General features: G+C 61.7%; 14 protein-coding genes. 6 read left to right on the top strand and 8 right to left on the bottom strand.

Annotated elements, in window-relative coordinates:
- Window positions 1-9: 9 nt before the first annotated feature.
- Genes A0W34_RS25875 through A0W34_RS25860 form a run of 4 tightly spaced genes read left to right on the top strand, consistent with a single transcriptional unit; the run spans window position 10 to window position 4613 of the window.
- The gene (locus A0W34_RS25875) at window positions 10-357 is read left to right on the top strand and encodes a plastocyanin/azurin family copper-binding protein (RefSeq protein ID WP_007729706.1); all 348 of its coding nucleotides are present in this window, start codon (window positions 10-12) and stop codon (window positions 355-357) included.
- Entirely contained in the window at window positions 354-2168 is a 1815-nt protein-coding gene (locus A0W34_RS25870) for an ABC transporter ATP-binding protein (RefSeq protein WP_232329929.1), read from the top strand. Before A0W34_RS25875 ends, A0W34_RS25870 begins: the two co-directional genes overlap by 4 nt.
- On the top strand, window positions 2165-3898 hold the full coding sequence (locus tag A0W34_RS25865) for an ABC transporter ATP-binding protein (protein WP_081558500.1): 1734 nt from the start codon (window positions 2165-2167) through the stop codon (window positions 3896-3898). The genes A0W34_RS25870 and A0W34_RS25865 overlap by 4 nt, the downstream gene beginning before the upstream one ends.
- Before the next feature lie 25 nt (window positions 3899-3923).
- Window positions 3924-4613: a SanA/YdcF family protein gene (locus tag A0W34_RS25860; protein ID WP_019745580.1), complete on the top strand. Its 690-nt coding sequence runs from the start codon at window positions 3924-3926 to the stop codon at window positions 4611-4613.
- Window positions 4614-4708: 95 nt separating this feature from the next.
- Here the strand turns inward: A0W34_RS25860 and A0W34_RS25855 are convergent, their stop codons facing one another.
- The 8 genes from A0W34_RS25855 to A0W34_RS25820 form a co-directional block, all read right to left on the bottom strand.
- The gene (locus tag A0W34_RS25855; protein WP_081558499.1) at window positions 4709-5545 is read right to left on the bottom strand and encodes a methylamine utilization protein; all 837 of its coding nucleotides are present in this window, start codon (window positions 5543-5545) and stop codon (window positions 4709-4711) included.
- A gap of 74 nt (window positions 5546-5619) precedes the next feature.
- Window positions 5620-5943: a cupredoxin domain-containing protein gene (locus A0W34_RS25850; RefSeq protein WP_019745578.1), complete on the bottom strand. Its 324-nt coding sequence runs from the start codon at window positions 5941-5943 to the stop codon at window positions 5620-5622.
- A complete protein-coding gene (locus A0W34_RS25845; protein ID WP_003940240.1) occupies window positions 5943-6290 on the bottom strand; it encodes a plastocyanin/azurin family copper-binding protein in 348 nt (115 codons plus the stop codon). Before A0W34_RS25845 ends, A0W34_RS25850 begins: the two co-directional genes overlap by 1 nt.
- Window positions 6291-6317: 27 nt before the next feature.
- Complete coding sequence (locus A0W34_RS25840; protein ID WP_081558498.1) at window positions 6318-7907, bottom strand: multicopper oxidase family protein; 1590 nt, start codon at window positions 7905-7907, stop codon at window positions 6318-6320.
- Window positions 7904-9223, bottom strand: a complete 1320-nt coding sequence (locus A0W34_RS25835; RefSeq protein WP_081558497.1) for a hypothetical protein — start codon at window positions 9221-9223, stop codon at window positions 7904-7906. The genes A0W34_RS25840 and A0W34_RS25835 overlap by 4 nt, the downstream gene beginning before the upstream one ends.
- Window positions 9220-9891 carry a methylamine dehydrogenase light chain gene (locus A0W34_RS25830; RefSeq protein WP_029256402.1) on the bottom strand — a complete coding sequence of 224 codons (672 nt, stop codon included), beginning with the start codon at window positions 9889-9891 and terminating at the stop codon, window positions 9220-9222. The genes A0W34_RS25835 and A0W34_RS25830 overlap by 4 nt, the downstream gene beginning before the upstream one ends.
- 75 nt (window positions 9892-9966) lie before the next feature.
- Window positions 9967-10575, bottom strand: a complete 609-nt coding sequence (locus A0W34_RS25825; RefSeq protein WP_021345728.1) for a redoxin domain-containing protein — start codon at window positions 10573-10575, stop codon at window positions 9967-9969.
- A 44-nt stretch (window positions 10576-10619) separates the two neighbouring features.
- On the bottom strand, window positions 10620-11210 hold the full coding sequence (locus A0W34_RS25820) for a MauE/DoxX family redox-associated membrane protein (protein WP_081558496.1): 591 nt from the start codon (window positions 11208-11210) through the stop codon (window positions 10620-10622).
- A gap of 348 nt (window positions 11211-11558) precedes the next feature.
- Here A0W34_RS25820 and A0W34_RS25815 point away from each other — a divergent pair, with 348 nt between their 5' ends.
- Window positions 11559-13097: an APC family permease gene (locus tag A0W34_RS25815; RefSeq protein ID WP_081558495.1), complete on the top strand. Its 1539-nt coding sequence runs from the start codon at window positions 11559-11561 to the stop codon at window positions 13095-13097.
- Entirely contained in the window at window positions 13094-13879 is a 786-nt protein-coding gene (locus tag A0W34_RS25810) for an IclR family transcriptional regulator (protein WP_020909339.1), read from the top strand. Before A0W34_RS25815 ends, A0W34_RS25810 begins: the two co-directional genes overlap by 4 nt.
- Window position 13880: the final 1 nt, after the last annotated feature.

Raw genomic sequence — 13880 nt, 5'->3', positions numbered from 1 at the left:
GAGAGCAGAATGTCATTTCGCACCGGATTGACCACATTGATCGCTGTTGCAGCGGTATTCACACTGACGTCGTGCGGCAACGATTCGACGGGATCTACCGAGCAAGCGCCGGTCGAGATCTCGGTGAAAAACCTTGCGTACACACCGAACTCCGTCACCGTGCACACAGGACAGACCGTCACGTGGATTTTCGAGGACCAGGGAATGCCGCACGATGTCGTGTTCGCCGAGTTGGGGATCAAGAGCGATCTCCAAGGAAGCGGAACCTACAGTCAGACCTTCGACAAAGCCGGAACGTTCACCTACACGTGCACACCACATCCGAACATGACCGGCACGATCATCGTCGAAGAGTGAGTGCGGCAATGAAAGTGAACGAGTCCGCAGCCCCGGAAGACTCGCCTGGACTCGTCGACCGAGACGCTTTGGGCAGGATGATCGCGCCGGTGAGAAATCAACTCCTCCTAGGGGCGGGTCTGTCGGCACTGTCGGTGCCACTGCGATTCCTGCCCTACGTTGCGGTGGTCGAGATCGCGCGGGTGCTCCTGACCGGCTCGTCGTTGAACCTGGTCTGGATGTGGGCCGCAATCGGTGCAGCGGGCACAATTCTCGGTTTTGTCGTCTACAACGCAGCACTGATCGTCTGTCACACCGCCGACGCGCATTTCAAATACTCGATCCGCTCGCGTATCGCTCGGCATCTGTCCCGAGTTCCTCTGGGGTGGTTTGCAAATGGTGGCGCCGGTGAAGTGAAGCAGGCGATGACGGACGACGTGAAGCGGATGCATCTTCTCGTCGCTCACCTTCCCGCCGACGTGGTGCCCGCGATCCTGTCGCCGATAGTGGCCCTGATCTATCTGGTGGCGATGGACTGGAAGTTCAGCCTGGTCCTGGTCGGCTACATCGGAGTGTGTCTCGCTCTCGCCGCGCCGTCGATGCGCAGAGCCTATCGAACGAACGTCGACTCCTGGAATCTTGCAATGTCGACATTGACCTCTGCGACAGTAGAACTGGGCGACGGTATCGAGGTTGTCAAGACGTACGGGAGTGGGAGTCGCGCATTCGCGCGCTACTCGAGCGCTGTCGATTCGATGGTTGCGGTGTGCGTGCGATGGATGTCGGGGATGGGAAGGCCGGTGGTCGCGATGTCGATCCTCCTCTCACCGGCGGCACTCATCGTGGTCATCACGGCGACGGGAACTGCAATGTTGTCCGGGGGTTGGATTACCCCGGTAGCTCTTGTTGCCTTTCTAGTCGTCGGAATCGGTGTTCCGTCGTCGGTTCTGCACATGGGAACGATGGCCAATCTCTACCGCGAAGGCCAACTGGGAGCGACTCACGTCGAGAGCATTCTCGGCGAAGAAGAGCTGGCTGAACCCCGGGAGCCGGTCTCGGCTCGCGGTACCTTGGTTGAATTCGATTGCGTCGGATTTGAATACACCACTGGACAGCGCGTCCTCGAGAACATCTCCTTCGAGATGCAACAGGGCACCGTCACCGCGATAGTCGGACCGTCCGGCTCCGGAAAGACCACGTTGGCGCGTCTACTTCCGCGGTTCTGGGACGTGACGGATGGATCTATTCGCCTCGGTGGAAGCGATTTACGAGATCAGTCCAGTCGTGAAGTCTTGAAATCGATGGCGATCGTCTTCCAGGATGTCGTGCTCTTGCGGGACACCGTGCGCGAGAACATTCGGCTCGGCAGACCAGATGCAACGGATATGGAAGTGGAGACAGCGGCGAAGCGGGCGCAAATTCATGACGTGATCATGCGACTGCCGGACGGGTACGACACCGAGATCGGTGGTGGTTCGGGCGGTGAGCTGTCGGGTGGGGAGAAGCAACGCCTGACGATCGCCCGCGCCATCCTTCAGAACCCGCCGATCGTCATCCTGGACGAGGCGACTTCGCAGGCCGATCCCCACAGTGAATCGGCCGTTCAACGCGCACTGGGTGAGATCAGTGCGGACGGCGGCACCCTGATGGTGATCGCTCATCGACTGTGCACCGTCCGATACGCCGATCAGATACTCGTTCTCGACGCCGGACGGATCGTGGAAAAGGGTACGCACGAACAGTTGTCGGCGCTCGGCGGAACCTACGCGCGGATGTGGGCGCTCCAGAACCCCCTCGTCGAAGACATATCTCCGCGAAAGGCGCTGCAATGATTCGAGACCTGGACGAAATCCTCGGGCGCGGCAATGGGATGCGAGGTCAGATAGCAGGTTTCACGCTCGCCGGGATACTCGAGGGTGTCGTCTTTGCACTGATGATTCCGATCCTGAAAGCGGTGGTTCGCGGCGATTACGACGCCGCAGTGCCGTGGGTTGTCACGGCTGCTCTCGTGGCGGTGGCCTGTGGCGCCGTACGGTGGATCGCCGAGAATCGGGCGTACCGCATCGGAATCGAGGGTTTTGCCGGTGGAATCATGCATCGCCTCGGTGAGCACTTGGTGCAGGTTCCGCTCGGGTGGTTCAGCAAGGCAAACCGTGGAGCGTTCACTCGCCTGGTCACCGAGGGCACGGCTATCTTGATGAGCATCCCGGGAATGATCATCGCGCAACTCGTCACCGTCACGGTGACTCCAGCGACAGTGGCGATCGCTGTGTTGTTTGTGGACTGGCGACTGTCCCTCGCGATGGTCGTCTTCGTTCCACTGGGGATTCGGGCTTACCGCAACGTGCAGCGTGCGGTTGTTCCCGAATACGAGGCGATCGGCAAGAGCGAATCCGAGTTGGCATCGCGCGTCGTCGAATATGCACAGGCGCAGCAAGTTCTACGTTCGGCCGGTAAGAGCGGCGAAGGCTGGACTCGGTTGGACGAAGCACTTGTGTCCAACCGGGACGCACACCTGCAGGAAATCGGATCGGTCGACAAGTATCTGCTGCGCTTCATGATCGTCGTTCAGGTTGCCTTTCTCACCGTCCTGGTTCTGGCGGCACTGCTGGTCACCACCAGGTTCATCGACACAGCAAGCGTGATCGTTGTTCTCGTGTTGGCCGTGAGGTTCGTGGAGCCGATGCAGATGCTCGCAGGATTCGGTGAAGGTATCTCACTGGCCCGGGTGTCGCTCGGATCTGTCCGAGAGATGATCGATGTACCGGTGCTGGCGGAACCTGAGGTGCCGAAAGAGCCTACGTCGTATGATATTCGGTTCGATTCGGTCTCCTTCGGCTACGGCCCGGATCGCGTGATTCGTAACGTGAGTCTCGAATTCCCGGACTGCTCGGTCACTGCTCTGGTCGGTCCTTCCGGTTCCGGAAAGACAACTCTGGTTCGGCTGATCTCCAGATTCTGGGACGTCGACGAAGGTGCGGTAACCATCGGGGGAGCCGATGTTCGCGAGATCGGAACGAGAGCATTGATGTCTCGGATATCGACTGTCTCACAGCAGGTTTACCTGTTCGACGGAACCATCCTGGAGAACGTTCGGTTGGCGAGACCGGATGCCACCGAGTCGGAGGTCCGTCAAGCAGTGGTGGATTCCAGGCTAGGCGAAGTGATCGACCGTTTGCCGAGCGGTGAGGAGACCAGGGTAGGTGAAGGCGGATCACTGCTGTCCGGCGGTGAACGTCAGCGGGTCTCGATTGCGCGGGCATTCCTCAAGGACACTCCGATTGTTCTTCTCGACGAAGCGACTTCCGCCCTCGACGGAGAGAACGAAGTCGCCATCACCGAGGCAATTCACCGATTGGCCCGTGGTCGAACGGTGGTGATCATCGCTCATCGCCTGTCGACTATTCAGGGAGCAGATCGCATCGTCTACCTCGAAGACGGTGGGGTGGAGGAGGTCGGCTCCCACGAAGACCTGATCGCGCGAGGTGGGAAGTACTCGGATTTGTGGGCCGAGCGCAGTGGCGCGGAGGGATGGAGGATCGACCGAGCGCCTAAGCGGTGAAGAAACCGTGTGGTTTGATCGACGAATGGACGAAGCCGCTGCAGATCCAGTGAAACCGCCGCGCAAGCGCCGGTGGCCTCGTTGGGTCGCAGGCATTGCGGTGCTCGGAGCGGTTGTCTACGCGGGCTCGATCGTGTGGATTTCCGTGGCGTCGGCCGGCCACACGTCGGACGCCGCCGATGCTCCCGATGCTCCGGTAGTGATCGTGCTGGGCGCGCAGATCAAGGACGGTAAGCCGATGGCTTTCCTGAAGGGGCGGCTGGACGCAGCAGTCGAACTGGTGGAAGCGGGAAAGGCTAAAGCGGTCCTCGTCTCCGGCGACGCGAACGGCGGCTCGGGTGACGAGATCGCGGCGATGACGAACTACCTGGTGGAGCAGGGAATAGATGAGCGTCGCATCGTGGGGGATCCGTACGGCCTCGACACCTATGACACCTGCTTCCGGGCCATACATACGTATGGGGTGACCAAGGCGTTGATCGTCACTCAGGGGTATCACGTGCCCCGCGCTGTTGCGTTGTGCCGAGACGTCGGCATCGACGCAGACGGTGTGAACAGCGATTGCGGGTGCGCAACTCCGACGCTGATCAAGAACGCCGCCCGGGAGTGGGTTCTTGCCAAGCCCAAGGCGGCGCTCGACATGCTGTGGAGCCGGGACGCAAAGGTGACGTCGCCGTCGGAGGACTCGGTCCAGGTGGCGCTGTCGATTCCCTGACACGGGGTGAGTGTGCACGGTTTCTGTCGAGTGAACACACGCTCCGGAGAGTCGGAGCGTGTGTTCACTCGAGGTGAAGGGTGCTAGCTCGACAGTCAGATCAGTGCTGCGGCGGCGAATGCTCCCAGTGCGATCAATGCCGCGCCGGTGACGCTCTGCACGCGACGGTCCACGACGCACATGATCGAGAGGAATCCCGGCATCGAGCCACCACGCTTGGTGTGCACGATTGCCGCGAGGCTGGGCATGCAGCGGCCAAGGGATACGACCGTGAACAGCGCCGCCCCGAGAGCCGGTGTACCCGAAGCCATGACGCCGAGTGCCAGGAGGTAGTACGCACTCGAGCGGATGAAGATCAGAAATCCCGGACCGATGATCGCGCCGAAGATCAGCGAGACCTTCCACGGCGCCATGGTGCGGCGCAGATGGCGCGGAAGCTGTTGGCGCCGCATCGGAGTCGGCATGCTCACCGCACCCAACTCGTGCAGCCCGTATGCAACCGCGACGACGGCCCAGACGCCCAGCGCCCAGCCGACCGGCACGTACCCGGAGATCGCCGCACCGAGAGCGCCGATCAATGCCCCGGTGACGGCTCCCGTCGTGACCGAACCCAGAGCGTGCCAGCCGAGTCGGCGGACGGGAGTCGAGGATCCCTTCCGATCGACTTGCTTCGGCGCGGCAACAACTCCGGCGACGGACATTCCGCAGGTCGACCAGTTCGCGGCCAGCGACGTAACCAGTCCGGCGCCGATAACAGCTGTGGTCAAAGCTGTTGTCGCAGATGGCGTGGCCACGAGTGCGAGGCCGGCACCCGCAGCGGCGCCCGCCGCGACGAGGCTGACACGGGTCGCGGTGCCGACCGAGCCTTGAAGGGTCGGCCGGATGTCAGGGACGTCGGTCTGCAGTGGGCCGTGTGAGAGAACAGTAGTCATCAGATCCTCCGAAGTGTTTGTGGTTCAGGAAAAGTGTCGAGCCGAAGTCGCAGCGAAAAGTGATGAGCCAGAGTTCACAGCACTGTGATGACTCCGATCATGTACGGGTGCACGGAGCACGAATATTCGTAGACTCCGACGCTCTCGAACGTGTGCCGGAACGTTCCGTCTCCGGTGATACCGCTGTCGAACAGGCCGGGTGATTCCACGTGATGCAGGAGTCCACCGTCGTCGAAGCGCCACTCGACGGTGCCGCCGTGTTCCACGGTGACGTCCATCGGGCTGAACTGAACATTGCTGATCTCGACCACCACGTCGGGGACGGGATCTTCTGTGCCGCAAGCTGGGACACACGTCGCCGCGACAGCGAGGCCGAAGCCGACGATCCACCTCCTCACTACTGAACGATCACGGTGCCCACCATCATCGGATGGGGCGTGCAGTGGTAGGTGAAGGTGCCGGCGTCGTCGAACGTGTACGAGAAGGTTCCCTCGGTGAGCAACTCGCTCTTCAGTTTCCCGTCGAGATCACCGTTGCCGACCACGTCGTGGGGGAGTCCGCTGTCGTCGAACTTCCATTCGACGGTCTGTCCCTTCTCGATGGTGACCGATGCCGGTGTGTACGCCATGTTCTTCACCTCGATCACGACTGCAGGTTCGTCCGACGACGCACCGGCATCACTACTGCAGGCGGTGAGGCTCAGGGCAGCGCACGCGGCCAGGAAAGCGGGAACGAGTTTCTTCATGAGGTGTTCTCTCCATTCTTCGACTTGTCAGCGGACGTAACGCAGATTTGCCGTCATGCCGGCCTCGAAGTGGTAGGCGTTGTGGCAGTGGAACATCCACTCGCCGGGATTGTCGGCGTCGAACTCGATGGCAAGCTCGGTGCCGGGTAGGACGTTGACGGTGTCGCGGCGAAGTCCGCCGTAATCCGGTACCGCAAACGTGTGGCCGTGGGTGTGCATCGGGTGCCACATCGTGGACGTGTTCTTCATCGTGATCCGGACCCGTTCGCCCTGTTTCATGACGAGCTTGCCCGCATCGGCTCCCGCCATTCCCCAGACGTACCGATCGCCGGCTTGGATCAATTCGATGTGGTAGTCGCGATCAGGCGACTTCGTCTCGAGCCGTGCGTATTCCGTGGGCCGGAGTTCGCTTTCGGTGACCAGTCGGCCGGCCAGTTCCGAGAGGTTTCCGCCGACATCCGGGTTCGCCAGGGCCAACGCGTCGGTGCTGCGTAGGACGGTCGACGCATAACCATCTCGGCCCTCGACCTTCGCCACCACCGGCCATGTTCCCGACTTCACCGTCACCAGCACGTCGTAGCGCTGCGCCATTCCGACGATGATGGTGTCGGCAGGAGTTGGTTCCACGTCGTAGCCATCGGTAGCGACAATTGTCATCTCGTGACCGGCCACAGCGAACCGATACGGAGTTTCGGCCGCTGCGTTGATGATTCGCAGTCGCAGGGTCGAACCGGGCGCTGCAGTGACGACAGCAGGATCGTTGGGTGGCCGCCCGTTGATCAAGTGCAGTGGATACGCGATGTGTTGAGTCATCCCGCCGAGTGGTTCGGAAGAACCGTGTCCGCCGCTCACCAACTGTTGCGCGACGGACATGTCGGCTTCCGAGTGTTCCGCCGGAGTTGTTGCCCCACCGCCGTGTCCGCCGTGCCCGCCCGAAATTGCCGGGTTCAGGGCCATCAGGACGGAATCCGGTGTGGTACCCAATCCGTCGAGCCAGTCGTCGAGCACCAGAACGGCATCGATGTCGGCCCCGGTGATGTCGTTCGGGTTCTCGACGATCAAGGCGCCGAACAGCCCCCGATCGGCTTGTAATCCGCTGTGCGAGTGGTACCAGTACGTTCCCGGATCCGGTGCGATGAAGTTGTACTCGAAACTCGAACCGGCGCCGATGGGAGCCTGCGTGGTGGGTGCCGCGCCATCCATGTCGTTGCGGATTCGAATTCCGTGCCAATGCAGTGTTGTTTCGGCGTCGAGGCCGTTCTGGACGCTGACGTTCACCCGGTCACCGGACTTCAGGCGAAGTTCCGGAGCCACCGCAGCGCCTCCGTACGTCCACGTGTCCACGAGGCGTCCGCCAAGATCTACCGTCGAGAATCCGGCGGCAAGGGCAAACGCAGCGGTGGTCCCGTTCCAGGCTCGCGCCGATTCTGCGGCGGCAACTTCCGGGTCGGTGGGCAGGATGTAGTCGAGATCGGTCGTCGGCGTCGGAGATGCTGCAGTGGAACTGCATCCGGCAATCGTCCCCATTGCGCCGAGCCCGAGTGCTCCGGCGCCGAGTGCTCCCAAACTCAGGAAGCGGCGCCGGCCCATCGCCACACCGGATCCGGGACGACTCATCGGAGTACTTCTGGTGTGATCAACCCGCTGACATCCCCGACGTTGCCCGAGACATCGACGGAACTGACCTGTTCGCCGGTGCTCGCGTTGTAACCCACGATCTTCTGCGGAGCGGAGCCTTCGACCTCAGGTCCGGTACCGAGCACGTAGAACGTGGCGCCGTCGACGGAGAAGGTCATGCTCTCGATGTCTGTCAGGCCGAGGTCGGCAAGTGTCAAGCTCTTCACCGGGGCGAAGGTTGTTGCGTCGGACAAGTCGATCTTGACCAGTGAGCCTCCCCGAGCAGAGTCCGGATGAATAGCCGTGTCCGTGTATGCGATTGCGAGCCGGGTTGCGTCGGCGTTGATGACGTTCTCCGAGAATCGACCGGAGTCCTGCCCGGCGTTTCCGATCGGCTTGACACCTTCCTGAGGCAGTCCGTTGGAGAAGTCGAAGACGTACACATCGCCGTTCTCACTGACCAGCAAGGCTTTTTGTGCTTCCGAGGCCCACGTGACCTTGCGGGTCGAGACAAAATCCTCGGGTAGGACCTTGCTTCGGGCGGTTTCCTTCGGAACTCCGTCGTCACCGATCGTGACGTGCAGCAGTTCCCGGGTGTCCTCGCAGACGCTGTACAGTTCGTGATCGACCATCCACGTGAACGGACCGCAGCCGACTATCTGGAGTGCACCGGTCGCTTCCATCTTCTCGAGGTCGACCACCCTGATGCCGTACAAACCGTCGTCCCACGTGACGAAGAACTTACCGTCGGAGGTCACGGCGTTCGAGCCGGGACGGGAATGTACGCGTGCGACGTCCGGAAGCATGACCTCGGCTGGTTCCAGCAGGTTTCCGGAGTAAGTGCTGACCGTGAAATCTGCTGCGCCGCGGGAACCTCGGGGGCGCCACACCTCGGCAGCGAGTACCGCAGGATCCTCGGCGGAATCCCCGACGAATCCGTGAATGACCGGATCCCAGATACCCGGGCCGACGGTGATCCGGCTCTCGGCCACACCGGTTTTCGGATCGATGACGTTGACGCTGAGCTCGAGTTGGCCGAATCCACCTTCGACGCCCAGCAAGCGGTCAGCTGCGATCGGGGTGATCGAACCGACGTGCAACGGCTCGGGAATGGTGTCGCCGATTTCCTGGTCGTCGTGACCGAGGGAGATTCCTTCACCTGGAGCAGTGAACGGAACTGTCGGATAGGTGACATCACCTGCGCTGGAGGGTTCGTCGTTGTCAGACGAACTGCAGCCGGCCAGCGCGAGTACGACGGTGAGTGGGATGACGGCAACGGCGGGTCGCGCCAGTTTTCGGGTTCGCGGACTGCTCATGATCCGGCACCGACCTTGGGGCGCTCGGCCGGTCGAGTCTGGCAGTCCTCACCGATGATGGGCGCCATCGTGCAGGTGTATGCCTGGGACTCGTCGGAGACACACCAGATGATTTCCTGGTCGTAGCTTCCGGAGACCGGGTTGTACATCACGGCCTGCATGTCCGGTTCGCCGCAGAATGCGTTGGAACACGAAGGTGCACCACAGCAGTCGTAGTAGGCGATCAGATAGGTCTTGCCGGTATCAGGGTTGGTGCAGCATCCGACCCAGAACTCTGCGCCGGGCTTGCTGCCGGGGGCGCAGGTGGTGACACCGCCGCCGTTGCATGCGGCACAGGACGTTCCGTCCATGTTGCACCAGCGCCAGTACTCGCACTCGGCCGGATCTTTACCGTCGTAGACAGGGACAAGAGGTTCGGGGCCAGGTGCCGGCGCAGGAACCTCGGGCTCTTGGGCGAAGGCACTACGTGTCACGGGAAGTGTGCTGATCAGTGCCACTCCTGACACACCCATGGTCCACTTGCCGATCCGACTGATCATCGAGCGCCGCGAAACTCGTTCGGAGAGTTTACGTCCGGTTCGGCTGGTGAGCGAACCGCCCTGGCCCGCCATCCATTCGGCCTGGGCCTGAACTGTCGCCTCGTCGACGGGATATCGATTCTCCGTCATGTTGTGCTGCGGGAATTCATTGTTGTCCAACGATTTTCTCCTGATTCGTGAAGAGGATCGAACTGTGCAGGAAGATCAGGCCGCGCTGCCGGATTTCGCCTGGGCATGAAGGTGCTGGAGTGAGGGGGTGCCGGATTCGAGCGCATTGAGCAGGCTTTCCACCTGAGCCATGTGATTGCACAGGCCCTTTCCTCGGATCTTGCCGTGCTCGTCGAGAATCACGCCGTACGGAGTGGTGCCCACCTGGTATGCGATACCGACGTCTCGAGCGTCGATGTAACTGAGCTCGGAACCGATCCCGCTGCCGGCCAGGAACTCGCGATGCTCTTCGGGTGTTCCGTCGGAGATGATGATCACGTCGAGATCCGATTCGGCTCGGGCCATTGCCCTTACGCCGGGAAGAAGGCTCTTGCACGTCGAGCAACTCGGTGCTGTGAACAGCAGGAGTTGAGGTTTGTCGCGGTGACCACCGACTCCGACGATCCGTCCTTCCTGATCGATGAGACCGGCAAACGACGGGCCGGCCTGTTCGACCTTGGGCCCGGTATCCATCATCCGGGCACCGAGAGGTCCGAGACGTACTTGTACGCGGCCGATTTCACGAGCCAGAGCAAGAACCATCAAGAACAGTACGGCTACGGCGATCACCAGGATCACTGTCGCGACAAGGAGGAAAGTGGTCATCGTGGTAGTCCTGCCTTCGAGTTTTCAGTGGTGGGGATGTGAGTTCACGAGCCGTACCGGGACGCGGTTTCGGCGGTTCGGAGGCGAATGGAGGCACTCGACAGGTAGTCGTCGACCGGGCGTCGTCCGAGGTGGACCACCGAACGAATCTGTGCGAGAGCAACTCCCGCCAGAACGAGGAGGAATCCGAAGGTCGCCGCCACGACCTGGACGCCGATCACAGCCTGTCCGGCGGTGACCGACAGTGCCACAGCGATCACCGCGAGTGTTCCGGCGCGAACGGCGTGGAACCATCCGATACGCGGAATCTCGCCGACTCCGAATGCAAAACATCCGCAGTCCAGATCGCGTCGCCCACGCAGGAGGTTGATCGTGAGGCCCGTGAAGAACGACGCGAACATGACGGCAGCAACCAAGGCGGCGAGGCGATGGGCCACGCCGAGAACCAGAAGGATGCCTACGACGGTTTCCGTGACGGGAAGGATGCGAGCGATAGGTACTTCGAGTCGCACCGGCAACACTTTGTATCCGCGCACCGAACGAAGGACCCCGTCGTGGTCGTTCAGCTTGGGAATGCCGGCGAGCAGGAGAACAAATCCGATGATCGCCGAAGTGGTGGCGCTGACCAAGTCCATGCTTCCTCCGTTCCTCTCGGGTAGTGCCGGTGGTGTGTGGGACACATCCTGTACGGGCGATGCTGCGAACCCGCGTCGACCGCGCTACGCCTGGACGAGGTGCAACTGAGAGAGCAGTTGTCGTGTGAGAATCGGAGAACTCGCAGGTCAAGGTGCTCCCGGAGGGGACGGATACCGTCGGCCGCCCTTGATCCGGCATGACGCTGGGTGGGAAACAGAGTCGGATTCTCACTTGAAAGTTCTGTGCGCGCCATCGTGGAAACTGCGCGGAAACATAAGCGGACTAACTTGACCGAATTCTGACAATTCGCTCGTAGGTTCGGGCCTGGACGCGACGGACGGTGACACATGGCCGTGAGTGCGGCACTGCGTGCGGCGATCACGCGAGCGCAGAATGCGGATCAACACAGTGAGCCCGTGTTCTCCCCGCTCCGTGGTCTCGGACGAGGACGTCTGACCCCGATCGACCTGTTGGGGCAATCACTTTCCACGATCGCTCCGGCAACGGGAATGGTGTTCATCGCCCTGTGGATGATCACCTACAGTCCCGGCTACGTCGGGTTGGCTGCGATTGCTGCGACAACTTCGGCGGTGTTTCTCGTTGCGTTCTGCATCACTCAGTTCACGCGGAGACTGGCCGCAGCAGGATCGTTGTACAGCTTCGTCTTCCAAGGCTCCGGTATCCGGGCGACACTGACGGCGGGTGCCGCACTGGTACTCGGGTATCTCGGAATCTCGGTTTCGGTTTTCTCGCAGGCAGTTCCGAGTCTGCTCGATACCATCGCCATTGTCGGCCCCGACGTGCGAGGGCCTGCCGCGACGGTGATCACGACGGTGGCGATTGCCCTGGCCGTCGCGTGGATTGCAGTGCGAGGCGTCCGGTTCGCCACCCGAGCGATCCTGGTCGTCGAAACGTGCTCGTTGATTCTCATCGTCGTGGTCATGCTGGCGACGCACAGTGACACGACAACTGCTGTTGCCCTGCCGAATCCGTCGCTGAGTGCAGTTCCGTTTCTCGCGATGCTGACGGTGCTCAGCATGGCGGGCTTCGAAAGCTCGGCCTTCTTCGGCCCGGAAGCGAAACGACCACTCATCAGCGTCACACGCACGGTTCTCATTTCGCCGATCATCTGCGGGGTCCTCTTCGTTTTTGCGGCCTGGGCGGCGATGACCGGCCACGGCGCAACGATCGTCGGAGCGTACTTCGAAGGAACGGCATCCGGAGCCAGCGCGGAAGTGGTTCTGGCAGTCAAGATCGGAATGACGTGTTCCTGGTTCGCATCCACTCTCGGTTGTGCGCAGGCGGGTTCGCGGTTGTTGTACTCGATGGGGATCGAACGGGTACTGCCGTCGCCGCTCGCTCGCGTACACAGACGGTTCCGCACCCCGTACGTTGCGGTACTTGCGTTCGTCGCGGTAAGTGCGGCGGGCGTATTCATCTATTCGGATACGGTTCGCGACGATTCGGGATCCTTCGACGGCGTGGTGGAGACCGCGTTGGTCTGCGCTTACACGCTGGTGGCCTTTGCTTCGTGGAAGTTCTTGCGCCGAATCGGGGAACATACGTCGCTGACCCGGATATGCACCCTGTCCGTGAGTACCGCCGGTGCTGGTCTACTGGTCTACATCGTTCTCGACGGTGCGGTTCACGGGATGTGGGCACTGCCGATCGCTGCTCTTGCTGTTGCGGTGTCGGGGACAGTGTGGAGTGCATTGCTCCGTAGAGCCAGACCTGAAAGCCTTCTGATGGTTGGCGCTTTCGACAGCGTCGAGACGGCGGACCTGTTGCCCGGTGCGGGCACTCTGCTGATCGACGGTGACGGGCGAAGGCGACTCGTTCCGGATCGTGGGACCGCCGAGGGTGACTCGCCGGAGCATGGGCGGTGACCGCGGACCGTGCAACCGCTGGTCCACGATCAGGCAAACAGATCGGCGACGAGACCCACTTCAGTGGACAACAACCGCGTGCGGTCCAGAAGGCGCTGGGGATGCTCGAGGCGGTGGCTCATCTGGGACCGGGAACAACCGCGAAGGAGATCGCCACTTTTGCAGGCGTTCCATCGGCCACGGCGTACCGGATGCTGAATCTGCTGGTGGCGGAGGGCTTTCTCGTGCGGGTGCCGGACCTGTCAGGGTTCGCGTTGGGGCGTCGGACTGCCGAGCTCTCGCATGCGGCGTCGTCGAGTGGTCCGGCGCCGACGCTGCACGAGCGCGTCGAGGACATGCGGACACACACGAGGTTCGGATTGCACGTCGCCTCATTCGCTGGTGGGCGCTTGAGGTTCGTCGACAAGGATCCGGATCACGAGATCATCGGAATAGCGGCACTGGCCAAGAACCTTCACGCGAATGCGCTGGGGAAGGTTCTGTTGGCGCACGACGAGCGGCTGCTTTCGGGTTTGGAACTTCGCCGGGTCACGGAGTTCACCCTCGGTGATTTCGATGCGTTGTATGAGCAGTTGAGGTCTGTTCGCCTGCAGGGTTTTGCATTCGAGAACCAGGAATGTCGCCTGGGTCGATCCGCGGTCGCAGTACCGGTTCGGGATCACGCAGACCAGGTGGCCGGCGGGTTGTGTGTTCAGGGAGCGAGCGGGCGAGTGACGGACGAGGATCGAGAGTTGGTCGGTTTCCTACTCGATTGCGCGCGTCAGCTCACCGGATTGCTCTGAC

The sequence above is a fragment of the Rhodococcus sp. BH4 genome (genome assembly GCF_002079265.1).
Lineage (GTDB): Bacteria > Actinomycetota > Actinomycetes > Mycobacteriales > Mycobacteriaceae > Rhodococcus_F > Rhodococcus_F qingshengii.
This window is presented reverse-complemented; position numbering and strand designations above follow the sequence as displayed.